Below are 25,880 nucleotides of genomic sequence, written 5' to 3' on the forward strand. Positions count from 1 at the left end.
TTAACGTCCATGAATACGACGCAGATAAGCGCCTTGCCATACATTGATAGCAAACAACAATAATAAAGAAGTGATCAACACTACTGACGCAATCGCACTGGCCGCAGGGAAATCAAACTCTTGCAAACGCACAAAAATCATTAATGAGGTAATTTCACTCACATAAGGCATATTGCCTGCAATAAAAATGACTGCGCCAAACTCCCCCAAACTACGTGTAAACGATAAAGCAACGCCGACCAAAAGCGCAGGGCGAATCGACGGCATAATCACTTTCCAAAAAACCGTGCTATCTGAAGCCCCCAGAGTCATCCCTGCCTCTTCTTCTTGTTTAGATATGTCTTCTAATACGGGTTGAACCGTGCGAACGACAAACGGAATACTGGTAAATGTCATTGCCAACACAATACCAAGCGGGGTATAAGCGATTTTAATTCCCAATGATTCCAGAATACTTCCCACCCAACCGTTTGATGAATAGAGTGTTGCTAAGGTAATCCCAGCAACGGCCGTCGGCAACGCAAAAGGTAAATCGACCAAAGCATCAAGAATTCGCTTACCATAAAAATCATAACGAACCAGTACCCAAGCTAACAGCAGACCAAGTAGCCCATTAAAGATCGAAGCCATGAGCGCCGCTCCAATCGTCACTTTATAACTGGCCACCACACGAGGGTCTGTAATCACTTGCCAATAGTCACTCCATGACATTTGACTGGTTTGCATAATCAAGCCACTGGCCGGAAGCAGTAATATCAAACTGATAAAAAATAGTGATGTACCGAGGCTGATCCCAAAACCTGGCAGCACTCTTTGATGTCGTGGCCGAAGGGTAGCGGCAGTAAGAGTATGACTCATAAGCCCTCTTAAACTCTATTAAGCAAAAAGAGCCACTCGACTGGCAAGTGGCAAGATCGATTAACGACGTTGCAATTGGTCTAGCTTTGCTCCATTCGCAAAATGCATTTTCATCGCGTTATCCCAACCGCCTGCGATACTTTCAACCGTCAGCAATTCCACCTCTGGAAAGTGATCGGCAAATTCGCTTTTGACCGTTTCATTGTGCACCCGATAGTTAAATCCGGCTAACAAACGCTGGGCCTCTTCACTATAGAGATATGACAAATATTCTGTTGCTACGGCATGGGTTCCTTTGCGTTGAGTCGTCTTTTCCACCACCGCGACAGGAAACTCGGCTAAGATCGAAGTTTTGGGAACCACCACTTGATAATCATCGACGCCATATTGCTGACGAATATTATTCACTTCCGATTCAAAAGTGATTAAAACATCACCGATACCACGTTCAACAAATGAGGTTGTCGCGCCGCGGCCACCGGTATCAAACACGGCTACGTTAGCTAAAAATTGTTTAAGGAATTTATCTTGTGCTGCCTGAGCATCTCGGCCAAAGGTTTTTTGTGCATAGCCTAAAGCGGCGAGATAGGTATAGCGCGCATTGCCTGATGTCTTGGGATTAGGAAAAACAGAAGCAACGTCTTCTCGTGCAAGATCGTTCCAATCTTGAATATTCTTTGGGTTACCTTTACGAACTAAAAAAGCGGTGGTGGAATAATAGGGTGAGCTGGCATTGGGCAGTTTTTCCTGCCAATTTGCCGCGATCAACTTACCGCGATCATGTAAGATCTGCACATCCGTAACCTGATTAAAAGTCACCACATCAGCCGCTAGACCTTGTAAGATAGAACGAGCTTGAGCAGAAGAGCCGCCATGCGACTGTTTAACGTCTACCGTTTGACCTGTTTTGTCTTTCCAATGTTGAATAAACAATGGGTTATAAGCGGAAAACAGCTCACGAGCAATATCGTATGACGAATTGAGAATGGTTTGATCGGCAGCAGATACATTCAATGACCCTAGCATTAATAGACCAGCTAGCGCTGATTTAATCAATTTCATATTTTCCTACTCCATAATTACGATGGCCAGCATGGCTTTCTTAATCAGTAGAGTATGAGGAAATTGAATTATAAAAAAGCATCCTAATAGAACTTTTTGGAATAAAATCTAGCAATAAATTGTATGCCCCTTTGAGTAACATACTTGTAATATAGAAAGCGAGTTGTTGATTTGATCATCATAACGGATCCATCCACTATTTATATTAAGGATAAGCACGTGGCTGACTTTCCCACTATTGAAGCCTATGTTGGACAAACCCCTCTGGTGCGTTTACAGCGGCTGACCGCACACACCTCCAGCACAGTCTTAGTCAAACTCGAAGGCAATAACCCGGCAGGTTCAGTTAAAGATCGCCCTGCCCTCAATATGATTGTGCAAGCAGAGCTGCGCGGCGAGATTCAGCCCGGAGATACCCTTATTGAAGCCACCAGTGGCAATACGGGCATTGCTTTAGCAATGGCGGCCGCGATTAAAGGCTACAAAATGATTTTAATCATGCCAGACAATGCAACCCAAGAGCGCAAAGATGCGATGCAAGCGTATGGCTGTGAACTGATTCTTGTCAGTAAAGCGCAGGGAATGGAAGGTGCTCGAGACTTAGCTCTCCAAATGCAAAGTGAAGGAAAAGGCAAGGTATTAGATCAATTTAATAATCCCGATAATCCGGATGCGCATTTTCGTTCTACAGGGCCGGAGATCTGGCAACAAAGCCAAGGAAAAATCACTCACTTTGTTTCAAGCATGGGGACAACGGGCACCATTATGGGCACCTCACGCTACTTAAAATCACAAAACCCTGACATGACCATTGTTGGACTACAGCCGGCTGAAGGAAGCGCGATTCCCGGAATTCGGCGCTGGCCCCAAGCATACCTCCCCGGTATTTTTGAACAGTCCCGAGTAGATGTCATCTTAGATATTACCGAACAAGATGCAATCAATACCGCACGCGCCTTAGCCATACAAGAAGGTATTTGTGCAGGCGTAAGCTCTGGAGGTGCAGTTTTTGCTGCTCTACAAGTTGCTAAAGCCAATCCCGGCTCTGTTGTGGTTGCGATAATCTGCGATCGCGGGGATCGTTACCTCTCTTCTGGGCTTTTTTCTTAAGCACTTGATCACCGAAGGAGTGGTACCCTTTTACCACTCCGATTTTCCGATGCATCGCTTGATTGCTCAGCAATAGCGAAATTTGTTATTCTCTTTAACTATTTTCAGGTTCTGATCAAAGATGGCCGCATGATCAGAAAGTGCCGTAGTACAGTGACTTTCTATCCCACTGAAAGCGCTTTGACTGTCAGCAACACGACTTGGCCACCGAGTGATAAATAACATGAGTATATCCAAGGCTTCTTCAGTAGAGTTAGAGCAACAACATACCCCGATGATGCGACAATATCTGAAGCTAAAAGCTGAAAATCCTGACATCCTATTGTTTTATCGTATGGGGGATTTTTATGAATTATTTTACGATGACGCCAAACGAGCTTCACAACTGTTGGATATTTCGCTCACCAAGCGTGGCGCTTCAGCTGGGGAACCCATTCCTATGGCCGGTGTTCCCTACCACGCTGTTGAGGGGTACCTAGCCAAGCTGGTTCAGCTTGGTGAGTCGGTCGCTATCTGCGAGCAGATTGGCGATCCGGCCACCAGTAAAGGCCCGGTCGAAAGAAAAGTCGTGCGTATTGTTACCCCGGGTACCATTACCGATGAAGCCTTACTTTCAGAACGAAGTGATAACCTGATTGCTGCGATTTATCATCAAGAGGGTAAATTTGGTTACGCTACACTTGATATTACCTCTGGGCGCTTTCAACTCTGCGAACCGGACTCTCTAGAATCAATGGCTGCAGAGCTACAACGCACCTCGCCGAGAGAATTGCTGTTTCCAGAAGATTTCTCCGCCGTTCAATTGATGGCCAACCGTAAAGGTAACCGTCGCCGTCCGATATGGGAATTTGAACTCGACACCGCAAAGCAGCAACTTAATCAACAATTTGGTACCCGAGACTTAGTCGGATTTGGCGTCGAACAAGCAAAATTAGGGCTTTGTGCTGCGGGATGCCTAATTCAATACGTCAAAGATACCCAGCGTACCGCACTCCCCCACATTCGGGCACTCACTTTCGATAGTCAAGATCAGTCGGTTATTCTTGATGCCGCCACTCGCCGTAATTTAGAACTGACACAAAATTTATCGGGCAGCACTGACAACACACTGGCAGACGTTTTAGACCATTGCGCAACGCCAATGGGCAGCCGAATGCTCAAGCGCTGGATTCATCAACCCATGCGCAGCATCGACCGTTTAAATCAACGATTAGATACGATTGGCGAACTTAAACAGCAGGCCCTGTTTGCGGATTTACAGCCTATACTCAAGCAGATTGGTGATATTGAACGGATTTTAGCTCGCCTCGCCTTACGTTCTGCTCGACCACGCGATCTCGCTCGACTGCGTCATGCACTGCAACAGTTACCTGAACTCAATGAATGCTTAGCCTCTGTGACGCTGCCTTACTTACAGCAACTACGGCAAGATGTGCAACCGATGGACGAATTATGTCAATTACTTGAGCGAGCCATCAAAGATAACCCTCCAGTAGTGATCCGTGATGGCGGTGTACTGGCTGACGGATATAACGCAGAATTAGATGAATGGCGCAACTTAGCAGCAGGTGCTACTGAATATCTAGCCCAATTAGAAGCCGAAGAGCGTGAACGGCATGGCATTGATACCTTAAAAGTGGGTTATAACAACGTGCATGGCTTTTATATTCAAGTCAGCCGTGGCCAAAGCCACCTTGTGCCGCCCCATTATGTGCGTCGTCAAACATTAAAAAATGCCGAGCGTTACATTATTCCTGAGCTAAAAGAGCATGAAGACAAAGTTTTAAACTCGAAATCAAAAGCATTGGCGTTAGAAAAACAGCTATGGGATGAATTATTTGATCAGCTACTGCCCGATTTAGAACATATGCAAAACTTAGCCTCTGCTCTCTCTCAATTAGATGTGTTACAAAATTTAGCCGAAAGAGCAGAAAGTTTAGATTACTGCCGTCCGACTTTAAGCGAAAATGTAGGGTTACATATTCAAGCAGGACGCCATCCGGTTGTAGAACAAGTGATGGATGCTCCTTTTATTGCCAACCCCGTAGAGCTACACCCACAGCGGAAAATGTTAATCATAACAGGGCCGAATATGGGGGGAAAATCAACCTATATGCGTCAAACTGCTTTGATTGCACTGATGGCTCACATCGGAAGTTATGTGCCAGCGGCATCAGCCAAAATCGGAATACTTGATCGTATTTTTACGCGTATTGGTGCATCGGATGATCTCGCTTCGGGTCGATCAACCTTTATGGTTGAAATGACAGAAACAGCCAATATCTTACACAATGCCACCCATCGTAGTTTAGTGTTAATGGATGAAATTGGCCGAGGCACCAGTACCTATGATGGCCTATCACTGGCTTGGGCCAGCGCAGAATGGCTAGCAAAAAAGATCGGTGCGCTAACCTTATTTGCCACCCATTATTTTGAGTTGACGGAATTACCCAACCAGTTACCTCACTTAGCCAACGTCCATTTAGATGCCATTGAGCACGGCGATAGCATTGCATTTATGCATGCTGTGCAAGAAGGTGCCGCGAGTAAATCCTATGGTTTAGCTGTTGCTGGTTTGGCTGGCGTCCCTAAAGCGGTGATCACACAAGCTAGAGCGAAACTTAGCCAGTTAGAACAACTTAGCTTATCACCAGAGAAAAAAAGCGCCCATGTTGATATTGCCAATCAACTGAGTTTAATTCCAGAACCGAGTGAAGTAGAGCAAGCTTTAGCTGGTATTGATCCTGACGATCTAACGCCTCGCCAAGCATTAGAAGCGTTATATCGATTAAAGAAAATGCTGTAATAACATGGTTCAACCAATACAGGCACTCATATAAGTGCCTGTATTACGGTTAGGGGCGAATCGGTTTAGCTGTCATTTTCAACACTAAACAACGCCTCCATATTCAACCCTTGCTTGAGTAAAATTTCTCGTAACCGGCGTAATCCTTCAACTTGAATTTGTCTTACTCGTTCACGAGTTAAACTAATTTCCCTTCCCACTTCTTCAAGGGTTGATGGTTCATAGCCTAATAGACCAAAGCGACGAGCCAATACCTCTTTCTGTTTTGGATTCAGCTCATCCAACCAATTCATCAATGAGTCTCGAATATTATCATCTTGAGTTGAAAATTCAGGATCTGAATGGTTAGAGTCAGGAATAATATCCAGCAATGCTTTATCGCCATCGCCACCAATTGGTGTGTCCACCGAGTTAATTCTTTCATTTAAACGCAGCATTTTATTAACATCATCAACAGATTTGTCCAGTTCTGCTGCAATATCTTCTGCGGTGGGCTCATGATCCAAGCGCTGAGAGAGTTCACGCGCGGTACGTAAATAAATATTGAGTTCTTTAACCACATGAATCGGTAAACGTATCGTACGAGTTTGATTCATCAGTGCTCGTTCAATCGTTTGTCGAATCCACCAAGTGGCGTAGGTTGAAAAACGAAAACCGCGTTCAGGATCAAACTTCTCTACCGCACGAATCAGACCTAAGTTGCCCTCTTCGATTAAATCCAATAAAGCGAGCCCTCGATTACTATAACGGCGAGAAATTTTCACGACTAAACGAAGGTTACTTTCAATCATACGTTGACGTGCTGCATCGTCGCCTCGTAATGCTCTTCGAGCATAAAGCACTTCTTCTTCTGCAGTCAGTAATGGTGAGAAGCCAATTTCACTAAGGTACATTTGTGTCGCATCTAAGCTTTTACTTGATGCGTCATATTCTTCTCGGAGGTTAGTGTTGGAGGGTGATTGCTCAATGGTAGAGTCTGACTCTAGGGTATTGAGAACCTCTGGGCCAAAATCAAAATCTTCGACTTTAGTTACTGCTGTATTGCTGATACTCATAACGCCTCCCCTGGCGAGCTAGCAAGACATTAAAACGTCAAATGTCGCGATATACTCTTCATCAATTTATGGTAAGTAACGTTGTGGATTCACCGGTTTGCCTTGATAACGAATTTCAAAGTGTAGACGGACGCTGTTGGTTCCTGAACTGCCCATCGTTGCTATTTTTTGTCCAGCTTTAATACTTTGCCCTTCTTTTACCAGCAATTGATCATTATGAGCATAAGCACTTAAGTAATGATCATTGTGCTTGATAATAATCAAGTTTCCATAACCTCGTAGCGCATTGCCTGAATACACAACGGTTCCGGCTGCAGTAGAAATAATCGATTGACCGCGTTGACCCGCAATATCTATCCCTTTATTTCCTTGATCTCCTGCCGAAAAGTTTTTGATAACCCTCCCTTTTGTTGGCCACAACCACTTAGCGATTTTATCATTAGATTGTTTCGGTTTAGTGACAACCTTATTATTAACATTTATTTTACTTTCACCACCAACATACCCTTTTGTTTTTCCCTGATCAATAGATTTTGGTGAAGTTTTGCTCACTGAAGAGGCTGTTTTTTTATGATTTTGAGAAGTTGAAACAGGATTCGTGGTTTTGCTCACACTGGGAATAGGAGGAGGAACCACCACCGTTTTTTTGACATTAGAGGCTGCAGAGGCCGTGGATACAATAGCCCCGGCACCTGTACCACCGTATGCTGGCGGCGTATAAGCTGGCTGCCAAAGACGTATTTTTTGCCCCGGATGGATGGTATAAGGGGGCTGTAATTGATTGTAACGAATTATATCATTCACATCTTTGTCGGTAATATAAGAAATAAAGTAGAGTGTATCCCCCTTCTTTACTTGGTAATAACTTCCTCGATAACTTCCTCTAGGAATTGAATGATAGTCTTTATTCAGTCCAGACACGGGAGCAGGAGTCAGCGAGGTGCAGCCGAACATCAAGCTACACAGAGCAATGACCCAACCGAACCTGAACTGGCTCCACATTACGCCAATTCACCGGCAATTAAAGGAACAAAACGTACCATTTCGACCACCTGACTCACCCAAGTATCTCCTTGCCGAACAATTTTTAGTAGTTGTTGTTCATCATTGCCAACAGGGATCACTAAACGTCCACCATCATTGAGTTGCTCAAGTAGCGCTTGTGGAATTTCTTGCGCCGCGGCAGTCACAATAATGGCATCAAAGGGCGCTTTGGCTGGCCAACCTTGCCATCCATCACTATGCTTAGTAGAAACATTATAAATATCCAGTTGCTTCAAACGCCGCTTCGCTTCCCACTGCAAGCTTTTAATCCGCTCAATGGAAAAAACATGCTCAACAAGTTGTGCCAACACTGCCGTTTGATACCCTGATCCCGTCCCGACTTCTAACACACGGCTAGAGGGCGTTAGTGCTAACATTTGGGTCATTTTTGCCACAATATAAGGCTGAGAAATCGTTTGCCCTAAGCCAATAGGTAATGCGTTATTATCATACGCTTGATGCATCATTGCCTGAGAAACAAAGCGTTCGCGAGGCAATGTATGTATCGCCGATAAGACGTGATGATCATCAATGCCCTGATGGATTAAAAATTCAACCAATTTATCCGCTTTCGGGTTTGCCATTGATTTATTCCTTCACCCATTCTGCCATCGCGGTAAGAGACTCATGCGCGGTTAGGTCAACCAAAATAGGCGTGACGGAGACAAATTTATGTTCCACGGCATGAAAATCAGTTCCTTGACCTGCATCTTGCTCTCGCCCCGGAGGCCCAAGCCAATAAATGTCGTGACCACGAGGATCTTTTTGTTTAACCATGTTCTCAGCGTGGTGGCGAGCACCAAGACGAGTGACTTTGATTCCCTGAACTTGTTCAAAGGGCAGATCGGGAATATTCACATTAATCAATCGATTGGTCGGAATGGGAGAGGCTAAATGCTGTAAAACTAATTGACGAGCGATTTTCCCCGCCGTCGCAAAATGCCGTTGGCCCACTAATGAAAAAGCGATCGATTGAACCCCCAAAAAATGCCCCTCCATTGCGGCTGCCACTGTACCGGAATACAATACATCATCGCCAAGATTTGCTCCGTGATTGATACCACTAAGTACCAAATCTGGTAAATCTTCTTTCAACAACTCGTTGAGTGCAAAATGGACGCAATCAGTCGGAGTGCCTTGCACCGAATAAGTATTCGCTGCAATATTCGTCACCCTTAGGGGCTGCTCTAAAGTTAATGAGTTTGATGCGCCAGAGCGATTACGATCAGGAGCGACAATCACAATATCGGCTAAATCGGCTAAGGCACAAGCAAGAGCATCGATCCCTTCAGCATACACACCATCATCATTACTTAATAATATTTTTAGTTTTTCTCTACTCATAGACGCGCTCAACTGGGATTTCTTCAACTAACTCTCGAATGACCGAAGTAGCAAAACTACCGGCATCTAAGGTAAATTTAAGTGTAATGGTATTGTTCTCAGCTTCCCAACGGAAATGTTGAGGCAGCAGTGTAATCGCACGTCGCTCATGACGCATACGATTCGCTCGAATCAAAGCCATCAATTCAGGCTCCGCATCCAACACTTGCTGCTCAATCCGTCGTGCTTGTTTTTCGGTGGGTAAAGCATTATCGCCCGCCAATGCAGCTGAAATTTGTACATGGTTCTGAGCGAGTTGGTGATTAAATTCCGCCAATTGCTCAGAACTGACTAAGGTCGTTTGCCCCGCTTTTAAGGCAATGTCGCCTTCAATAAAGTGTTCAAAACACTCCGCATTAATACGTTGAGAAACAATATGATTAAAAATCCATGAACGAGCAGCCGAGAGATATAAACTGCGTTGATTTTGGTTACGTGACCGCACATTATCCCGTCCCCAGCGGCGCGCTTCGGTGACGTTATGCCCCTCTCGTCCAAAGCGCTGCGAACCAAAATAATTAGGCACACCGTGCTTCGCCATAGCAGGCAAGCGTTGCAGTACATCATCAAGGTCAGTAACGTCCGTCAATAACAACTCAAAGTGATTACCTCGCAAATCGCCTGGACGTAATTTTTTATGATGACGCGTCATCGCTAATACTTCGATACTAGGGTATTGTGCTTCAAACGTCGCTAAGTTAGGAAAGCCTCCACCCGGCAGATACACACTCAACCATTGCTCGGTGACGGCATGACGATCTTTTAAGCCTGCCCAACCAACATCTTTGGATTTTACACCACATGCTTTCGCCAGTTCATTAGCGACAAAACTGGTATTTTCACCCGTCTTACGAATATAGACCATGACGTGTTCGCCTTGCCCTGAAAACTCATAGCCTAGGTCTTCAACCACTTTAAAGTGCTCGGGGGCAGCTTTAATTTTTGCTTTTGCGATAGGCTGACCATATAAATAGGCCAACGAAGAGAGAAGATCGCTCATTTAACTTATCCTGTCATTTAGGCGTAGGCCCAGTATGAATATTTATTCTGCTTTAACTAATAAGACAACCGCTTCACAAGCAATACCTTCTTTACGCCCAGTAAACCCCAAACGCTCAGTGGTCGTAGCTTTGACATTTATATTACCAAGCGCTGTTTGTAAATCTTCACTAATGGTACGACACATCGCATTGATGTGCGGAGCCATTTTGGGGGCTTGAGCTAAAATGGTAATATCCGCATTCCCTAATCGATAACCTTGCTGCTTCACTCTCTGATACACATCTCTTAATAAAGCTCGGCTATCCGCCCCTTTCCAGCGCTCATCGGTATCAGGAAAGTGTTGACCGATATCTCCTGCAGCAATAGCGCCCAGCAAGGCATCACACAAAGCATGCAGCGCAACATCACCATCTGAGTGAGCAATAAGTCCTTGCTCATAAGGAATGGCAACACCACCAATCATTATTGGGCCATTCCCGCCAAATTTATGCACGTCAAACCCATGACCTATACGTATCATCTTGTTTCCTTATTTCGATTTAAATAGAACTCGGCGAGCGCGAGATCTTCTGGCTGGGTAATTTTGATGTTATCGGCACGCCCACAAACCAAAGCGGGCTTTAACCCCACCCACTCTAATGCAGACGCTTCATCGGTTACGGTAGCTTGCTCTGCTAAAGCTTTTTCTAATGCGGTCAGTAGTCGTTCGACCGGAAACATTTGCGGTGTTAACGCATGCCAGAGCGCCTCACGTTCAACCGTATGAACAATACGATTTCCCGCGTCTCCTCGCTTCATCGTGTCACGTACCGGAGAGGCTAAAATAGCACCGACAGAATGCTCCGTTGCACCAGCAATTAGCCGAGTTATATCACTTTGAGTAATGCAAGGACGAGCGGCATCATGCACCATTACCCAATGGCTCAACTTTGCTTGACTCACCAAACGCAGCGCATTGAGCACTGAATCGGCTCTCTCTTTGCCACCATGAACACATATCACCTTTGGATGATGCGCAAGCGGAAGTGAGTCAAAATAAGGGTCGTCAGCACTGATCGCAATCACAACTTTATCGACCTTTGGGTGAGCAAATAGAGCCGCAACAGTGTGCTCAAGCACGGTTTGCTCTCCTAGCCGGAGGTATTGTTTCGGGCAAGCTGCCTGCATACGCTTACCAACGCCTGCAGCCGGGACAATCGCGGTGATCAATGGCATCATGGGCGAGCCTCCTCACCAACAACTCGGAAAAAGGTTTCGCCCTCTTTGACCATCCCCAGCTCGTGCCTCGCTCGCTCTTCAATGGCATCTAACCCTTGGCGTAAATCATCAATTTCAGCAAACATTTCTTGATTTCTCAGTTGTAAATTGTGATTTACTTGCTCCTGCACGGCAATTTCACTCGCCACTAACCGATAGTCGACAATACCGTTTTTTCCCCACCACAAATGGTATTGGAGCCACCCAAATAACAATAATAACGTTATTGCAAATACTCGCATCACATCCACACTTATGACCCATGACTGCGCCATGTTCGACAACACAGTCGCGATTGTTCGACTAGCAAAAGCTCACTTATACCATAAGCCAAAAACTCAGGCGAGTGAGCGATCCCTATCGCTCGCAGTGGTAACCCCATTTACTGACTCAGTAAGAAGAGAAACAAGCCGCCGCCTAAAATAAGTCGGTAAATAACAAAAGGAGTCATTCCCATGCGTGAAATCAGCTTTAAGAAAAAGAAAATACACAGATAAGCACTCACAAAAGAAGTGATTATTCCTGTGAGTAAAAAATTCACCGCAACAGGCTCACTACTCGAGATTAATTGCACCCCTAAATAACCACCAGCAAGTGTAATGATTGGAATCGACATCAAAAAAGAAAAACGAGCCGCCGCTTCACGAGTAAAACCTAGATAAAGTGCCGCGGTCATGGTCGCTCCCGAGCGGGAGGTGCCAGGAATAATGGCAAAAGCTTGGGCCACCCCAACAAACAGAGCTTGTTTCCAGCCGGCTTGATATTCATCACTGACTAAACGAGCACGCTTATCAACATACCACAGCAGTAAACCAAAAATAATCGTGGTACTGGCAATCACCCATGCGCTGCGCAGATAAAACTCCACGATATCTTTCATAAGCAAACCAAAAACACAGGCCGGAATGGTTGCTAAAATAATTAACCATGCCAATTTTGCCTCTTTACCACGCTCCCCCTTAAAAATAGAGGCAAAAAAAGCATGAAGCAGTGTCACCACTTCATGGCGAAAATAAATCACCACAGCCGCTAAAGTCCCCACATGGACGGCCACATCAAAGGCTAACCCCTGATCAGCCCAACCGAGGATAGCAGACGGTAAAATTAAATGAGCAGAACTGGAAATGGGTAAAAATTCGGTCAAACCTTGGATAAGAGCCAACATAAACGCTTCAAAATAATTCATTTTATTCTCTATTCATTATCAATCGAAAACCACAAAGGAACGGGGGTAAGACAAGTAAGATTGGCCGCCTTAAGCCATATTTGCTCAACGGTTTGCTCATCTCCGGGAATGGATAACTGTGGGCACAGTTCATATAAAGGTTGAATCACAAAAGGATAATAATAAATATCCGGCCGTGGAATCTTCGGCGATTGATCAGAAATGGCGTCACCATACAAAATTAAGTCCAAATCTAACGTTCGATCTTGAAATTTCTGTGCATCGAGAGCCCGACCATAGCCATGCTCAATTGCCCGTAATTTTTCAACCAACGTGGTTAAAGGCAAGGCCGTTTGTAACTCAACCACAAGGTTATAAAAAGGATGGCTATCAAACCCTAGCGATTCGCACTGATAAATCGTCGACAAACGCAACCTTTCTCCGAGTTGAGTTAATGCACGACAAGCCGCTTCAATATGCTTACGCCGCTCAATATTGGATCCGATACCAATATAGCAGGTGATCATCTTTGTCCTCGTTCAATGACAACACCGACACCTTTGGCTTGAGGAACAGCACCTGGCTTGGTTAATCGGATACGAACCCAAGGCACAGCAAACCGTTGCATGATAAGTTCAGCAACCTCTTCAGCCACGCGTTCAACCAATAAAAAACGGCCTTGCTCTATATGTTCAATCACCGCTTGACTCACCTGTGCATAATCCAATGCATCTGCCACATCATCACTGTTTCCAGCGCTGCGATTATCGTGCGCCATTTCCAGATCAAGCACTAACTTTTGTTTAATGGTTTGCTCCCAATCATAGACACCAATCGTGGTGATCACCGTTAACTGCTCGATAAAGACTTTATCCATCATTGTATTACATCCTTTTTACAGGTCGGATACCCAAATTGAGTAAAAAAACGTACTATTGTGATTAATCGAGATATCATATACCTAAACCACCTCTTGATGCGAAATTCCCATCGAATTTTTTATTTTTGAGCTTGGTTAACAAGGACTTGTAAACCTCGGTGAGCAAAATCAGCCTGTGAGGATTCTATGACGCCATTTGCACTGACGATGATCATTTGCGCCTATTTACTGGGTTCCATATCCAGTGCGGTGCTGATTTGTCGTGTACTACGCTTACCAGACCCTCGCGCAGTCGGCTCACATAACCCTGGCGCGACCAACGTCTTGCGATTCGGTGGCAAACACGCTGCGATAGCCGTTTTACTTTGCGATATGTTAAAGGGAACACTGCCTGTTTGGGGCGGATATTATTTAAATATCTCCCCATTGATGCTCGGATTAGTCGGTATTGCCGCTTGCCTTGGCCATATGTACCCACTTTTTTTTCATTTTAAAGGCGGAAAAGGGGTGGCCACCGCATTAGGTGCCATAGCGCCGATTGGATTAGATTTAACAGGAATGGTGATGGTGACATGGCTAGCGGTTATCATTCTTTTTCGTTACTCATCACTCGCAGCTCTGGTAACGGTTCTGCTCACTCCGTTTTATACTTGGATGGTCAAACCGCAATATACTTTGCCCGTCGCCATGCTCTGCTGCTTAATTGTTTTGCGTCATCAGGAAAACATAAAACGTCTTTTTGCTGGCACTGAACCCAAAGTGGGGGAAGAAAGACACTCAAGCGGCGAACCTTGAGTACCAACACCACTCGCTCGCCAAAACCTGTTCGCCTAAAGCAAACGGCTGGGTGAAGCCCCCCCATCTCACTCAAAACGAAAAAAATCACGGCTACCCAAAGGTAGCCGTAGTCGTATCATATATCAGCATTATCAGATAATTGCAGTCAGTTGATCTATCGGCCAGCGAGGCTTCGCCTCAATACTAAGCTCGGTCACATCACCATTTTTCAAACGCTGCATTCCAGCATACGCGATCATTGCACCATTATCGGTACAAAATTCGGTTCGAGGGTAATAAACCTCTCCGCCGATTTTTTCCGCTAATTTTGCCAACGCTGCACGCAATTGTTGATTCGCACTCACACCTCCGGCTATCACAATTCGTTTCATTCCGGTTTGTTCTAATGCACGCTTGCACTTAATCACCAACGTGTCACAAACCGCTTCTTGAAAAGCATAGGCAATATCGGCCCGCGTTTGTTCATCATCTCCATTAGCTGCAATGGTATTGGCCGTGAACGTTTTTAGCCCAGAAAAACTCATATCTAACCCTGGGCGATCCGTCATGGGGCGAGGAAACTTAAAGCGTCCAGGCGTACCCTTTTCCGCTAAACGCGCTAATAATGGGCCACCGGGGTAATCAAGCCCCATCAGCTTAGCGGTTTTATCAAACGCCTCGCCCGCCGCATCATCAATTGACTCGCCCAAAATGGTATAATCACCAATACCTTTCACTTCCACCATCATCGAGTGGCCACCAGAAACCAGTACCGCAACAAAAGGAAACGGAGGGGGGTTATCTTCGAGCATTGGAGCCAGTAAATGCCCTTCCATATGATGAACCGCTACCGCAGGCACATTCCAAGCATAAGCTAAGCTACGACCAATGGTTGCCCCCACCAACAAGGCTCCGACCAAACCGGGCCCTGCCGTATAAGCGATCCCGTCAATATCATCGGCAGTAACTTTTGCTTCTGCCATTGCCGCTTTAATCAAAGGAATGGTTTTTTTAACGTGGTCACGCGAGGCGAGTTCTGGCACCACGCCACCATAATCGGCATGCAGTTTGACTTGGCTATAAAGCTTATGTGCCAACAAGCCTTGTTGGTCATCATAAATCGCAATTCCTGTTTCATCACAAGACGTTTCAATTCCAATAATGCGCATAGTATTCTCAGCACGCTGCCTGCTATCAATCAAAATTGCGCTCATGTTACCTCGCCTTTGCATCACAAACAAATTTTGCGCAGACAGTAAACAACAAAGTACTTTACAAAGGGGGAGCGATCGGATTAAAATTCGGCACCATTTTTGATCAAGCTGGTTCTCGCCCTAGTTAACAAACTTTCTTGTTACTTTGGTCACAAAATGCCAGCGTTAACGAATTAACCCCTGAGGTGAAAGGCATATGCCAATAGTTAAAGTACGTGAAAACGAACCGTTCGACGTAGCTCTACGTCGTTTTAAGCGCTCTTGCGAAAAAGCAGGTATCCTTTCTGAAGTGCGTCGTCGTGAGCACTACGAAAAACCAACTACTGTTCGCAAACGTGCTAAAGCAGCAGCTCAAAAGCGTCACGCTAAAAAGCTTGCTCGCGAAAACGCTCGTCGCGTTCGCCTGTACTAATAGCTGAATCCAGAAAAGGAATTAGTTATGGCTCTGATTGACACTCTCAAAGAAGAGCAAAAATTAGCGATGAAAGCCAAGGACAAAGCGCGCCTTGGCACTATTCGTTTAGCCCTCTCGGCCATTAAGCAACGAGAAGTTGACGAACAGATTACTCTGAACGACGACGATATTATTGCTGTGCTCACTAAGATGGTTAAACAACGTCGCGACTCTGTTGCGCAGTATGAAGCAGCGAATCGTCAAGATCTCGCTGATGTGGAAAAAGCTGAAATCACGGTCCTTGAGGAATTTATGCCTCAACCTTTGACTGATGAAGAAATCATGGCATTCATTGAAAATGCCATGACTGAATCACAAGCCTCGGGTATGCAAGACATGGGTAAAGTGATGGCTATCCTAAAACCACAAATTCAAGGGCGTGCAGATATGGGTAAAGTGAGCGGTTTGGTTCGCGCTAAACTCGCTTAATCCCACACCCTATCGCATCAAGCCGTGCTATCTTTTGGTCAGCACGGCTTGTTCGTATCTACACTTTTTGTTTTTTATCTCTTTTTTTAGGTTGTATGGCAGGACAAATCCCCCGTAGTTTCATTGATGATCTGCTTGCTCGACTCGATATCGTCGACATCATTGACGCACGCGTAAAACTTAAAAAAAAGGGTAAAAATTACAGCGCTTGTTGTCCATTTCATAATGAGAAAACCCCCTCGTTTAGTGTGAGCCAAGAAAAGCAGTTTTATCACTGTTTTGGTTGTGGCGTACACGGTAATGCGATCGACTTCCTCATGGAATATGAACGGCTTGAATTTCCAGAAGCGATTGAAGAGCTTGCTTCATCACTTGGGTTAGAGGTTCCCCGAGAAGAACGTCCCGGCGGCCCTTTTAATAAACAAGCCCCTCGCACGAATAGTGAAGAAAAACGCACTCTCTATGATCTCATGGGCAGCATTGCGCAGTTCTATCGCCAACAATTAAAAGCGCCAACCAGTCGTCAAGCGATTGAATATTTAAAAAATCGAGGCTTATCCGGCGAGATCGTCCAAAAATTTGGCATTGGTTATGTGGCCGATGAATGGGATCTGATCCGTAAAAATTTTGGTCAAAGCCGCCAAAATCAGGAGATGCTCGTGACTGGCGGTATGCTGATCGAAAACGACAAAGGCAACCGCTATGATCGCTTTCGTGGCCGAATCATGTTCCCCATACGAGATCGCCGTGGGCGCGTAATCGGCTTTGGTGGCCGAGTCATTGGTGATGGCACGCCAAAATATCTCAACTCACCAGAAACACCCATTTTCCATAAAGGAAAAGAACTTTACGGGTTATACGAAGTTTTAGAAGCTTACAGAGAACCAGAACAGATTTTGGTTGTTGAAGGTTATATGGATGTGGTTGCGCTGGCTCAATATGGGGTGGATTACTCGGTCGCATCACTCGGTACATCAACAACTGGCGATCATCTCCAACTGTTATTTCGACAAACCAATACCGTTGTCTGCTGTTACGATGGAGATAGAGCGGGAAGAGAAGCGGCATGGCGAGCTTTAGAAAATGCGCTTGGTTATCTAAAAACAGGAAATATTCTTAAATTTCTTTTTTTACCTGACGGCGAAGATCCGGATAGCTATATTAGAACACAGGGTAAAGAACGTTTTGAACAAGCGATAAAAGAAGCCAAACCGCTTTCAAGCTACCTCTTTGATAACCTAATTGATTCCTATAATATCAATTTAGGTACTGTGGAAGGTAAATCAACCTTACGGACATTATCAAGCGAACTGATCGAGAAAATTCCCGATCCCGGTTTTCAGCAAGAACTGGATGAAAAACTGGATAAGCTCACTGGATTTATGGGCCATAAACGGCAACGCAACGCATCACCAAGCACTCGACCTCAACCACACAAAGAGATCAAACGAACCCCAATGCGTGAAGTTATCGCTTTGCTTGTGCAAAATCCGAGCTATGCTGAAATGGTACCCGATCTTTCTAGTGTGAAAGAGTTACCCCTACCCGGATTGAGTTTATTGATTGAGGTGCTTGAAAATTGCCGACAATACCCCCATATCACTACCGGCCAATTACTTGAACATTGGCGTGATAATAAAAATGAGGCACTTCTGTCTCGTCTGGCAAGCTGGGAAATCCCCCTTGTCGAAGACATCCAAGAAGAACTTTTTTTAGACTCATTGGACAAAATCCTTGCCCAGTGCGTAGAAAAACAAATTGAAAACTTGCAGGCAAAAGAAAGAAGCGTCGGTTTATCAGCCGATGAAAGAAGGGAGCTAGTAGCATTAATGCTAGAATTAAAAGCGTAACCCAGTTTAAATAGTCAGCAACGAATAAATTTGTTAATATACGTGGTTTGCATTTCGCATACTATTCCTTCACCAGATACGAAGTTGGATACCGTCTATGGATCAAAATCCGCAGTCACAGCTAAAATTACTTGTCATTAAAGGCAAGGAACAAGGCTATCTGACCTACGCCGAAGTAAATGACCACCTACCTGCTGAAATCGTCGATTCCGAGCAAGTAGAAGATATTATTCAGATGATCAATGACATGGGCATCAAAGTCGTAGAAACGGCTCCTGATGCTGATGATCTCGCTTTAAGCGACGATAACACGATCACTGATGAAGATGCCGCTGAAGCCGCTGCCGCAGCGCTTTCAAGCGTAGAGAGCGAGATTGGTCGAACTACTGACCCTGTACGCATGTATATGCGTGAAATGGGTACAGTAGAGCTACTGACTCGTGAAGGTGAAATTGATATTGCTAAGCGCATTGAAGAAGGTATTAACCAAGTTCAAAGCGCAGTCGCTGAATATCCGGGCACAATTCCTTATATTCTTGAACAATTTGATAAAGTTCAAGCCGAAGAATTACGCCTGACCGACCTAATTTCCGGTTTCATCGATCCGAACGAAGATGGTACAACGGCACCAACCGCTACTCACATCGGTTCAGAGCTAGCAGAAACCGAACTCAGTGACGATAAAGATCTCGATGACGACGAAGATGAAGACGAAGAGAGTGACAGCAACGATGATGATGCCGAAGAAGAAAGCGGCATCGACCCTGAGCTTGCGCTAGAGAAATTTACGGAACTACGTAATAAGTATCAAGACTTACAGCTCGCCATCAATGAACACGGTCATGACAACAACAAAACTCAGCAAGCCACTGGGTTAATGCTCGACATTTTCCGCGAGTTTCGCTTAACACCTAAGCAGTTTGACCATCTGGTTAACACGCTGCGAACCTCGATGGATCGAGTGCGAACTCAAGAACGCTTGATCATGAAATCGGTTGTTGAAGTTGCGAAAATGCCGAAAAAGTCATTTATCGCTCTCTTTACTGGTAACGAATCAAGTGAAGCATGGCTTGACCAAGTCCTCGCTTCTGATAAGCCTTACGTAGAAAAAATTCGCGCCAATGAAGAAGCGATTCGTCGCTCGATTCAAAAGCTGAAACTCATTGAGCAAGAAACGTCGCTCGATGTTAGCCGTATCAAAGATATTAGCCGTCGGATGTCGATTGGTGAGGCTAAAGCTCGCCGAGCGAAAAAAGAGATGGTCGAAGCAAACTTACGTCTGGTTATTTCTATTGCGAAAAAATATACCAACCGTGGTTTACAATTCTTGGATTTAATTCAAGAAGGTAATATCGGCTTGATGAAAGCAGTGGATAAATTTGAATATCGCCGTGGTTATAAATTCTCAACCTACGCAACATGGTGGATTCGCCAAGCCATCACCCGTTCTATTGCCGATCAAGCACGTACCATTCGTATTCCAGTTCATATGATCGAAACGATCAATAAACTGAACCGAATTTCGCGCCAAATGCTACAAGAGATGGGTCGTGAGCCACTGCCTGAAGAATTAGCAGAACGCATGCAAATGCCGGAAGATAAAATTCGCAAAGTGCTCAAAATTGCCAAAGAACCAATTTCAATGGAAACGCCAATCGGTGATGATGAAGATTCACATCTCGGTGATTTTATTGAAGATACTACGCTTGAACTGCCTCTAGACTCAGCAACAGCAACCAGTCTAAGAGCCGCTACTCGCGATGTACTTGCTGGCCTCACACCACGTGAAGCTAAAGTGTTACGGATGCGTTTTGGTATTGATATGAATACAGACCACACACTGGAAGAAGTGGGCAAACAGTTCGATGTTACTCGCGAACGTATTCGTCAAATCGAAGCCAAAGCACTGCGTAAACTTCGTCACCCAAGTCGCTCAGAAACCCTGCGCAGCTTCCTTGATGAGTAAATCAAACTAACGTGTTTAAAAGGTGAGCAAATGCTCGCCTTTTTTATTACCCCAAATGCTAAGTGAATAAAAACTAAGCGCTATTACCCTATTTTCCGGCTAGACAGACACTCAGCCTTCCCCTATAATCACACACCTATCGGCCCCTTAGCTCAGTGGTTAGAGCAGTCGACTCATAATCGATTGGTCATGTGTTCAAGTCACATAGGGGCCACCAAATTCCAGAAGGCTTATGGAGAAATCCGTAAGCCTTTTTTCGTTCTAGTCCGGTCTATATCCGGTCTGCGATTACTTCCGGTAAGCTCTGGTCCATTATGTCAGCCGAAACACGCCACGTAGTCACCACAGAGACGCAGTTCCTAGTTTAGAGTGATATCCACCATCAGAACCTTCTCTAGTCTGTACAGCACGAATCAGAGCAGATACATACCACTCAACCACAGCCCCAGAAACAGCGGCTAATCATCGGATATTCATACTGGAACCGGAAAAACCAACGCCACACTGGATTACAGCGCGAATCTGGTATGAGTTAGAGCGTCAAGTTGGGTTAGTAGAATAGGATGTAACTACCGTCGACGACGACGGAAAACCTAAATAGGAAATTTACATTAGGGTTCGTGTCCAGCTCGGTATCTAGCCAAAATCACAGCTAAAGACCGGATAGGGACCGGACCGACGACGCCGTCGGCAAAGTTGCTGGAACTACATCATGCAGGAAGTTAGGCAGAGCAAGCCTTAGAGTAAGATTACAGGGCCAGTCTGGTGTGACCGACCCAGCGATCTAGGATTTACTTCTGTATTATTAGCCCTTTCAATTTATTAGCGTATTCTAAATCGAGCCAAGGTTCTCTTCTGAGCTCCTGCTGAACAGATGTTTCAAGCTTCAACTTAAGCACCCCCAAAACAAGTCTTTCAATAAGTATACTCAGATGCAACGTTGCGACTGCTAACCCCTGATGATCTACACCGTGATTGCCTTCATGTGCTAAATGATTTCTAATAGTAAGTAGACCGTTTTTTGTCTTGATTGCCCAAAGATCTTCTTTAAAAACTCGATGTTTAGATAAAAAATTATCGATTGAGTCAGCAGCAGAAATTTTTTTAATGTTTGAAGTTAGGTTCATTAGCATATCGTATACTTCATGGTCGACTTTTTTATGTGGCTTTGCCGCTTCTTTTATTAATTGAATGGATTTTGACCTTGTTTTATCTAGCTCTAATGTAAGGCTCAGTTTTTTAGCATAAGACTCCAAAGCTGTGAATAAGGCCATATATTTAGCATCATCTCTACGTTGCACTGATGAACAAAGATCAAAGCTAAGTTTATGTACCATATCCTGTTCTGAGTCTTCCAAACCATAATAATTCGATAAACCTATATTGATCATTTTTTCTAGCTCATCAACTTTACCGCTCACTAAATAAGATCTAGGCTCATATAAAGCATAATTAGTCTGTATCGCATTTAGTGGATACTTCCAGTGCCTAATATATTCATTTCCCGTTTGATGTTCCCAACCTAAAACCAACACTCTTTGGCGTGAAACAAAAGACAATATATCAAGTAAGGGCTGGATTATATTAATGATAGATTCAGGGCTAGTATTAGGTCTGCAATATTTAACTTCTAGCCTATAGCCATGTAGCTTTAATGAGCCATTATCATTAAGCATTGCGGATTCAATACTATATTTTTGTAAAACAATTTCGCCAAGAGTTGGGTGACTGAACATAGCTATTTGGCTAATGCCATTTAGACCATCTTCCAGACGTAATGTGTTAAAATATTCAGTATCAGATATGTAAATTGAAAAGCTATAATCAGACGAATTAAGAGGCATTTCTATCGTCAAACTTTTTATATGACTCAGACCTACTGGGGTTGAACCAAGTTTTCTTTTTAAAAGGGTATCGGTAGTTAAGCTTCGGTAATGAACATCTTCTAAAGTAATTATTTCAGTCCCTTGAAGAGTTTTAATCTGCCAAGGAGTCTTGAGGTTCGGTATAGGCATTGCCTCATTTGGAATTCCAACCCGAACCTCTGCAGGCTGACCAAAAAGCAAAGGTAATATAACAGAGCAATCAACCATAATCGATTTACCATCTTGATCAGTAAGTTTTGCGTCTGCTGATATTTTCTTTCTATAACAATCCAAGTTATTCACTTCCTCTGTTAGCTACCATTATGCTCAAGGTATCACATAATGTGGCATGGATGAATGCTCGCCAAATACCTACAAACCCTTCCTCAAAGCCCCCCCCCCAAAAAAACAGCGAGCGTTTACCCACTGTTTTTAGGCTACCCGTTACTCACATCTCCAACCAACTCCTCCACATTCGCACTGACTTCTCTCAACCTACTCGAAGCCAAGTGGGCGTAACGAGTCGAAGTTTGTGGACTCTGATGCCCCAACAAATGCTGAACATCATAAAGCGTGGCATTGCCTGAGTTGATCAGAATCGATACAAAGCTATGCCTCAAATCATGAATTCGGAAGTTGTCTGTAATTCCGGCAGCTTTCTTAGTTCGAGCGAATGCCTTCTTCGGGTGGGCGATAGGTCTACCGGGGGCATCTCCGGCAAAGATATAGGGGTTCTTCGGTTGTTGAAATCGTCGTTGGTCATGAACAATATAGAGAACAAGTCGAGTATAAAAAATTGGAGATCAACCCCCTACTAGGCTCGAATAAATTTCAGATCCAATTGCCTTTTTCGCGCACTGAATTTGTTACTGAGTTGCCAAAAAACAAAAAGGCATGAGTATTTCCGGTTATCAACCCAAGCTTTCTCTGGCGATGAATAACGATCATCAGCTAAGGATTGTGGAGAATAAGGCGCTATGACCGCTTAAACGCAGGTGAAGGGGCGATTCTCGATACCTACCGTAATAGTTTTATGCCGCAAGTGCACGTAGAGAAAGTAACTGAATGGATATTGAGTCGAATCAACTACTTGGGTTAATTAGAACATATTACAGTTTAATGCATGAACTCCCAGACTGCTTGACCGCTACACCAACCTCTATTTTGCATATTATATATGCTTAAAAAGCACTGATCGGTAAATAAAAGTCGATCTCAAACTGCTCATCGTCATTGAGAAAATGATTTTTGTGGTAGTGAACATAAGCGGGGGTTAAACGTAATTTGTAACGTGATTGAGGCAACCACTTTTCAAAAATCTGGCTTACTTGAGGAAGTAATTCACCATAGCGGCCTTGCAGCCGAAATACTGCATGTAAGCCACCGGGGATGGTTAATTGATTAACGACACTTCTCAATTTCACTGGTTTATCAATAGCTAAGCAGGCGACATAACGGCATTGTTCTAAGGAAACCCAAGCTGGATTTGAATGATGCAAAGCAAATTGCTGACTAACGCTTCTTCCTTCTTCTTGAGCCCAATGGCTTAATGCCACCCAAGCTTGTCGGATTGAACGATTATAACCTTGGTGACGAATATAAGCCGTCAAGCGAGGCTGAGTTTCTATGATTTTTGGCCTTGGTAATATGAGATTGGCCACTCGTCGATAGCCTTCCGCCACATCGCTATCATGAATAGTGGCTCGTGTTAACGAAATCCCTTCTCCATGCCGCCATTGACCCGGTGTCACTTGAAATTCAGCTTTAAAGGCTTTAGCAAAAGAAGAAAGTGAGCTAAATCCGCATTTATTCGCGATATCAATGACAGGAGTACGCGCATCGAACATTAATTGGTTGGCTGCATACTCCATTCGGGTTCGCCGAATGTATTGATGCACCCCTTCCCCAACCACACGTTTAAAAACGCGGTGAAAATGTTGCTCTGAGTACGCCGCGAAGTCGGCTAACCGCTTTGCTGACAAATCACTCGCAATGTCTTGATGAATGTAATAAAGAACATCATTGATACGTGAAATATGCTGTGAATTCATGGGGTAAGTTATATCAATCGAGATGAAGTTGAGCATAAATGGACAAACAATTTTGCGCAACCAATCGTACTATGCGACGAATAAAATAATATCGCCCCAAACAACTTGAAGCTGCAAGTTAGCAGTCATTCAATAAAAAGGGCTACCGGGAGCATACATGGACATCGCAAAATCGTTACAACAAGTCAAATCATCCTATATTCGAGAGATCCTCGCCGCTGCGAGTGATAAGAATGTTATTTCTTTAGCTGGAGGGCTACCTGATGAAGCGACATTTCCGATTGAGCTAATGCGTGCAACATTAGTGGATCTGGCAGAAAAACCGCATGTGTTTCAATATGGCGCTACAGCTGGCTACGGCCCGCTGATCGATTTTCTCAAACAACATTTTGCGTTACCCGCCCATCATGAGGTTATGATCACCACCGGATCACAACAAGGGCTAGACTTAATCGCCCGTGCTTATATTAATCCGGGTGATCATGTGGTCATGGAAGCGCCGAGTTACTTAGGCGCAATGCAAGTGTTTGGGTTAGCACAAGCGAATATTGTTACGGTAACACAAACACCAGAAGGGCCAAATCTTGCAGAATTAGAGCAATGCTTTCAATCACAACGCGCTAAATTATTTTACGCCGTCCCAGACTTTCATAATCCAACCGGCATTTGTTGGAGCTTAAACACGCGTCAACAAGTGGCTGAACTCTGTCAACGCTTTGACGTCGTGCTGGTGGAAGATGTTCCGTATCGTGAGTTGCGTTTTACTGGTGAGAGCCACCCCTTGGTGTCTGATTTCTGTCCAGATCAGGCGATTGTTCTGCGTTCTTTTTCTAAGATCGCTTCTCCGGGGCTCAGGTTGGGAGCCGTTTCCGGCCGAGCGACTGATTTGGCTCCGATGATTAAGGTTAAACAAGGGGCCGATCTTCACTCCAGCGTTCCGATGCAAGCTTTATTGCATGCTCTACTTGCTCATCCTAAATTTCCAGAGCACCTTCAGCAGATCCGAACCTTATACCGTTCACGTTATGAGGTATTATTCGATAACTTGAAAAAAGCATTACCGAATGGCTACCAGCTTAATTCAATTGATGGCGGTATGTTTATCTGGCTTACCCTGCCACCATGTGACACGTTTGCGTTGGCTCAACGGTTACTCGCTGAAGGGGTTGCAGTTGTCCCTAGCCCAGTGTTTTATCCAGATCCTGACCATGCACCAGCGGCACTACGTTTAAACTTCACTAATTCAACCGAGCAAGAATTAACCAAGGCTGTTCAGCGTTTAGTTTCAGTCTTAACTCAGGCTTAATCGAAGGCTCCGGGGGAGTTTAGCTCCCCTTTTATATCCTACCTGCAACTCCACGTTGTTTGGGTATCTCAACCTGCTTTGTGTAAAGTAATCATAAAACCTTATCAAAGACAAAAAATCAGATAAAACCTCCAATTGAAAACAAATTTCAGGAGAATTTCTCTATATAACGAATAAAAACAGCACCCATCTGAATCAAAACAAAAAGGCAGCATATTATATTAATAAAAAACCACAAAATGGATTCTAATTTTATATTAAAAGCTAAAATCCAGTTTTATAAACTATAATTACAAAAATAAACAAACAGATATTTCAAAAAAAATAAAGCCCGTTATTATACACC

The 25,880-nt window shown here is 44.4% G+C and carries 24 protein-coding genes, 1 tRNA gene and 1 pseudogene; 9 read left to right on the forward strand and 17 right to left on the reverse strand.

The window, feature by feature from the left end; all coding sequences use genetic code 11:
* Both cysT and cysP read right to left on the reverse strand, forming a co-directional pair.
* Positions 1-858, reverse strand: a complete 858-nt coding sequence (gene cysT / locus CAG57_RS09275; protein ID WP_161427319.1) for a sulfate/thiosulfate ABC transporter permease CysT — start codon at positions 856-858, stop codon at positions 1-3.
* Between the two features lie 60 nt (positions 859-918).
* Complete coding sequence (gene cysP / locus CAG57_RS09280) at positions 919-1,920, reverse strand: thiosulfate ABC transporter substrate-binding protein CysP (RefSeq protein WP_161427320.1); 1,002 nt, start codon at positions 1,918-1,920, stop codon at positions 919-921.
* Positions 1,921-2,139: 219 nt separating this feature from the next.
* Between cysP and cysM the strand changes: the two genes are divergently transcribed.
* Complete coding sequence (cysM, locus tag CAG57_RS09285) at positions 2,140-3,030, forward strand: cysteine synthase CysM (RefSeq protein WP_161427321.1); 891 nt, start codon at positions 2,140-2,142, stop codon at positions 3,028-3,030.
* Positions 3,031-3,253: 223 nt separating this feature from the next.
* Positions 3,254-5,836, forward strand: coding sequence for a DNA mismatch repair protein MutS (gene mutS / locus CAG57_RS09290; protein WP_161427322.1), 2,583 nt, complete (start codon positions 3,254-3,256; stop codon positions 5,834-5,836).
* A gap of 65 nt (positions 5,837-5,901) precedes the next feature.
* Here mutS and rpoS read toward each other — a convergent pair whose 3' ends face one another.
* The 11 genes from rpoS to folB form a co-directional block, all read right to left on the reverse strand.
* Positions 5,902-6,891, reverse strand: a complete 990-nt coding sequence (gene rpoS / locus CAG57_RS09295; RefSeq protein ID WP_161427323.1) for an RNA polymerase sigma factor RpoS — start codon at positions 6,889-6,891, stop codon at positions 5,902-5,904.
* 66 nt (positions 6,892-6,957) lie between these two features.
* Positions 6,958-7,893, reverse strand: a complete 936-nt coding sequence (nlpD, locus tag CAG57_RS09300; RefSeq protein WP_161427324.1) for a murein hydrolase activator NlpD — start codon at positions 7,891-7,893, stop codon at positions 6,958-6,960.
* On the reverse strand, positions 7,893-8,519 hold the full coding sequence (locus CAG57_RS09305; protein ID WP_099611776.1) for a protein-L-isoaspartate(D-aspartate) O-methyltransferase: 627 nt from the start codon (positions 8,517-8,519) through the stop codon (positions 7,893-7,895). The genes nlpD and CAG57_RS09305 overlap by 1 nt, the downstream gene beginning before the upstream one ends.
* A gap of 4 nt (positions 8,520-8,523) precedes the next feature.
* Positions 8,524-9,279, reverse strand: a complete 756-nt coding sequence (gene surE, locus CAG57_RS09310) for a 5'/3'-nucleotidase SurE (protein WP_099611775.1) — start codon at positions 9,277-9,279, stop codon at positions 8,524-8,526.
* Positions 9,272-10,318, reverse strand: a complete 1,047-nt coding sequence (truD, locus tag CAG57_RS09315; RefSeq protein ID WP_161427325.1) for a tRNA pseudouridine(13) synthase TruD — start codon at positions 10,316-10,318, stop codon at positions 9,272-9,274. The genes surE and truD overlap by 8 nt, the downstream gene beginning before the upstream one ends.
* 42 nt (positions 10,319-10,360) lie before the next feature.
* Positions 10,361-10,840 carry a 2-C-methyl-D-erythritol 2,4-cyclodiphosphate synthase gene (gene ispF, locus CAG57_RS09320; protein ID WP_161427326.1) on the reverse strand — a complete coding sequence of 160 codons (480 nt, stop codon included), beginning with the start codon at positions 10,838-10,840 and terminating at the stop codon, positions 10,361-10,363.
* Positions 10,837-11,535: a 2-C-methyl-D-erythritol 4-phosphate cytidylyltransferase gene (gene ispD / locus CAG57_RS09325; protein WP_161427331.1), complete on the reverse strand. Its 699-nt coding sequence runs from the start codon at positions 11,533-11,535 to the stop codon at positions 10,837-10,839. Before ispD ends, ispF begins: the two co-directional genes overlap by 4 nt.
* Positions 11,535-11,819 carry a cell division protein FtsB gene (gene ftsB / locus CAG57_RS09330; RefSeq protein ID WP_099612023.1) on the reverse strand — a complete coding sequence of 95 codons (285 nt, stop codon included), beginning with the start codon at positions 11,817-11,819 and terminating at the stop codon, positions 11,535-11,537. Before ftsB ends, ispD begins: the two co-directional genes overlap by 1 nt.
* A 140-nt stretch (positions 11,820-11,959) precedes the next feature.
* Entirely contained in the window at positions 11,960-12,763 is an 804-nt protein-coding gene (locus CAG57_RS09335) for an undecaprenyl-diphosphate phosphatase (protein WP_161427327.1), read from the reverse strand.
* A gap of 8 nt (positions 12,764-12,771) precedes the next feature.
* Positions 12,772-13,269: a 2-amino-4-hydroxy-6-hydroxymethyldihydropteridine diphosphokinase gene (gene folK / locus CAG57_RS09340; protein WP_099611772.1), complete on the reverse strand. Its 498-nt coding sequence runs from the start codon at positions 13,267-13,269 to the stop codon at positions 12,772-12,774.
* Positions 13,266-13,619 carry a bifunctional dihydroneopterin aldolase/7,8-dihydroneopterin epimerase gene (gene folB / locus CAG57_RS09345; RefSeq protein WP_161427332.1) on the reverse strand — a complete coding sequence of 118 codons (354 nt, stop codon included), beginning with the start codon at positions 13,617-13,619 and terminating at the stop codon, positions 13,266-13,268. The genes folK and folB overlap by 4 nt, the downstream gene beginning before the upstream one ends.
* A gap of 189 nt (positions 13,620-13,808) precedes the next feature.
* On the opposite strand from folB, the gene plsY reads away from it, so the two are divergent.
* Positions 13,809-14,417: a glycerol-3-phosphate 1-O-acyltransferase PlsY gene (gene plsY, locus CAG57_RS09350; RefSeq protein WP_099611771.1), complete on the forward strand. Its 609-nt coding sequence runs from the start codon at positions 13,809-13,811 to the stop codon at positions 14,415-14,417.
* Positions 14,418-14,551: 134 nt separating this feature from the next.
* Here the strand turns inward: plsY and tsaD are convergent, their stop codons facing one another.
* On the reverse strand, positions 14,552-15,568 hold the full coding sequence (tsaD, locus tag CAG57_RS09355; RefSeq protein WP_099612021.1) for a tRNA (adenosine(37)-N6)-threonylcarbamoyltransferase complex transferase subunit TsaD: 1,017 nt from the start codon (positions 15,566-15,568) through the stop codon (positions 14,552-14,554).
* 241 nt (positions 15,569-15,809) lie between these two features.
* Between tsaD and rpsU the strand changes: the two genes are divergently transcribed.
* The 5 genes from rpsU to CAG57_RS09380 all read left to right on the forward strand — a co-directional run bounded on the left by rpsU (position 15,810) and on the right by CAG57_RS09380 (position 20,529).
* Positions 15,810-16,025: a 30S ribosomal protein S21 gene (gene rpsU / locus CAG57_RS09360; protein WP_004396009.1), complete on the forward strand. Its 216-nt coding sequence runs from the start codon at positions 15,810-15,812 to the stop codon at positions 16,023-16,025.
* 27 nt (positions 16,026-16,052) lie between these two features.
* On the forward strand, positions 16,053-16,496 hold the full coding sequence (locus CAG57_RS09365) for a GatB/YqeY domain-containing protein (RefSeq protein WP_099611770.1): 444 nt from the start codon (positions 16,053-16,055) through the stop codon (positions 16,494-16,496).
* A 95-nt stretch (positions 16,497-16,591) separates the two neighbouring features.
* Positions 16,592-18,346: a DNA primase gene (dnaG, locus tag CAG57_RS09370; RefSeq protein ID WP_161427328.1), complete on the forward strand. Its 1,755-nt coding sequence runs from the start codon at positions 16,592-16,594 to the stop codon at positions 18,344-18,346.
* 97 nt (positions 18,347-18,443) lie between these two features.
* The gene (rpoD, locus tag CAG57_RS09375) at positions 18,444-20,312 is read left to right on the forward strand and encodes an RNA polymerase sigma factor RpoD (RefSeq protein ID WP_161427329.1); all 1,869 of its coding nucleotides are present in this window, start codon (positions 18,444-18,446) and stop codon (positions 20,310-20,312) included.
* 141 nt (positions 20,313-20,453) lie between these two features.
* A tRNA-Ile gene (locus tag CAG57_RS09380) sits at positions 20,454-20,529 on the forward strand.
* 574 nt (positions 20,530-21,103) lie between these two features.
* Here the strand turns inward: CAG57_RS09380 and CAG57_RS09385 are convergent.
* From CAG57_RS09385 to CAG57_RS09395, 3 genes and pseudogenes are all read right to left on the reverse strand, one after another.
* Entirely contained in the window at positions 21,104-22,480 is a 1,377-nt protein-coding gene (locus CAG57_RS09385) for a hypothetical protein (protein ID WP_161455489.1), read from the reverse strand.
* A gap of 134 nt (positions 22,481-22,614) precedes the next feature.
* Positions 22,615-22,944, reverse strand: a pseudogene (locus tag CAG57_RS09390) (tyrosine-type recombinase/integrase); the annotation flags it as partial.
* A gap of 414 nt (positions 22,945-23,358) precedes the next feature.
* Positions 23,359-24,228, reverse strand: coding sequence for an AraC family transcriptional regulator (locus CAG57_RS09395; protein WP_202597908.1), 870 nt, complete (start codon positions 24,226-24,228; stop codon positions 23,359-23,361).
* A 157-nt stretch (positions 24,229-24,385) separates the two neighbouring features.
* Between CAG57_RS09395 and CAG57_RS09400 the strand changes: the two genes are divergently transcribed.
* Positions 24,386-25,534, forward strand: a complete 1,149-nt coding sequence (locus CAG57_RS09400; protein WP_161428057.1) for an aminotransferase-like domain-containing protein — start codon at positions 24,386-24,388, stop codon at positions 25,532-25,534.
* Positions 25,535-25,880: the final 346 nt, after the last annotated feature.

Origin of the sequence: Vibrio sp. V30_P3S12P165 (assembly GCF_009904905.1) — a bacterium.
GTDB lineage: Bacteria > Pseudomonadota > Gammaproteobacteria > Enterobacterales > Vibrionaceae > Vibrio > Vibrio fujianensis.

Bases quoted from the DNA above. Each gene is read 5' to 3' on its own strand.
- cysT (WP_161427319.1), bottom strand. From the start codon at position 858: ATGAGTCATACTCTTACTGCCGCTACCCTTCGGCCACGACATCAAAGA.
- cysP (WP_161427320.1), bottom strand. From the start codon at position 1,920: ATGAAATTGATTAAATCAGCGCTAGCTGGTCTATTAATGCTAGGGTCA.
- mutS (WP_161427322.1), top strand. From the start codon at position 3,254: ATGAGTATATCCAAGGCTTCTTCAGTAGAGTTAGAGCAACAACATACC.
- rpoS (WP_161427323.1), bottom strand. From the start codon at position 6,891: ATGAGTATCAGCAATACAGCAGTAACTAAAGTCGAAGATTTTGATTTT.
- nlpD (WP_161427324.1), bottom strand. From the start codon at position 7,893: ATGTGGAGCCAGTTCAGGTTCGGTTGGGTCATTGCTCTGTGTAGCTTG.
- CAG57_RS09305 (WP_099611776.1), bottom strand. From the start codon at position 8,519: ATGGCAAACCCGAAAGCGGATAAATTGGTTGAATTTTTAATCCATCAG.
- surE (WP_099611775.1), bottom strand. From the start codon at position 9,279: ATGAGTAGAGAAAAACTAAAAATATTATTAAGTAATGATGATGGTGTG.
- truD (WP_161427325.1), bottom strand. From the start codon at position 10,318: ATGAGCGATCTTCTCTCTTCGTTGGCCTATTTATATGGTCAGCCTATC.
- ispF (WP_161427326.1), bottom strand. From the start codon at position 10,840: ATGATACGTATAGGTCATGGGTTTGACGTGCATAAATTTGGCGGGAAT.
- ispD (WP_161427331.1), bottom strand. From the start codon at position 11,535: ATGCCATTGATCACCGCGATTGTCCCGGCTGCAGGCGTTGGTAAGCGT.
- ftsB (WP_099612023.1), bottom strand. From the start codon at position 11,819: ATGCGAGTATTTGCAATAACGTTATTATTGTTATTTGGGTGGCTCCAA.
- CAG57_RS09335 (WP_161427327.1), bottom strand. From the start codon at position 12,763: ATGAATTATTTTGAAGCGTTTATGTTGGCTCTTATCCAAGGTTTGACC.
- folK (WP_099611772.1), bottom strand. From the start codon at position 13,269: ATGATCACCTGCTATATTGGTATCGGATCCAATATTGAGCGGCGTAAG.
- folB (WP_161427332.1), bottom strand. From the start codon at position 13,619: ATGGATAAAGTCTTTATCGAGCAGTTAACGGTGATCACCACGATTGGT.
- plsY (WP_099611771.1), top strand. From the start codon at position 13,809: ATGACGCCATTTGCACTGACGATGATCATTTGCGCCTATTTACTGGGT.
- tsaD (WP_099612021.1), bottom strand. From the start codon at position 15,568: ATGCGCATTATTGGAATTGAAACGTCTTGTGATGAAACAGGAATTGCG.
- rpsU (WP_004396009.1), top strand. From the start codon at position 15,810: ATGCCAATAGTTAAAGTACGTGAAAACGAACCGTTCGACGTAGCTCTA.
- CAG57_RS09365 (WP_099611770.1), top strand. From the start codon at position 16,053: ATGGCTCTGATTGACACTCTCAAAGAAGAGCAAAAATTAGCGATGAAA.
- dnaG (WP_161427328.1), top strand. From the start codon at position 16,592: ATGGCAGGACAAATCCCCCGTAGTTTCATTGATGATCTGCTTGCTCGA.
- rpoD (WP_161427329.1), top strand. From the start codon at position 18,444: ATGGATCAAAATCCGCAGTCACAGCTAAAATTACTTGTCATTAAAGGC.
- CAG57_RS09395 (WP_202597908.1), bottom strand. From the start codon at position 24,228: ATGAATTCACAGCATATTTCACGTATCAATGATGTTCTTTATTACATT.
- CAG57_RS09400 (WP_161428057.1), top strand. From the start codon at position 24,386: ATGGACATCGCAAAATCGTTACAACAAGTCAAATCATCCTATATTCGA.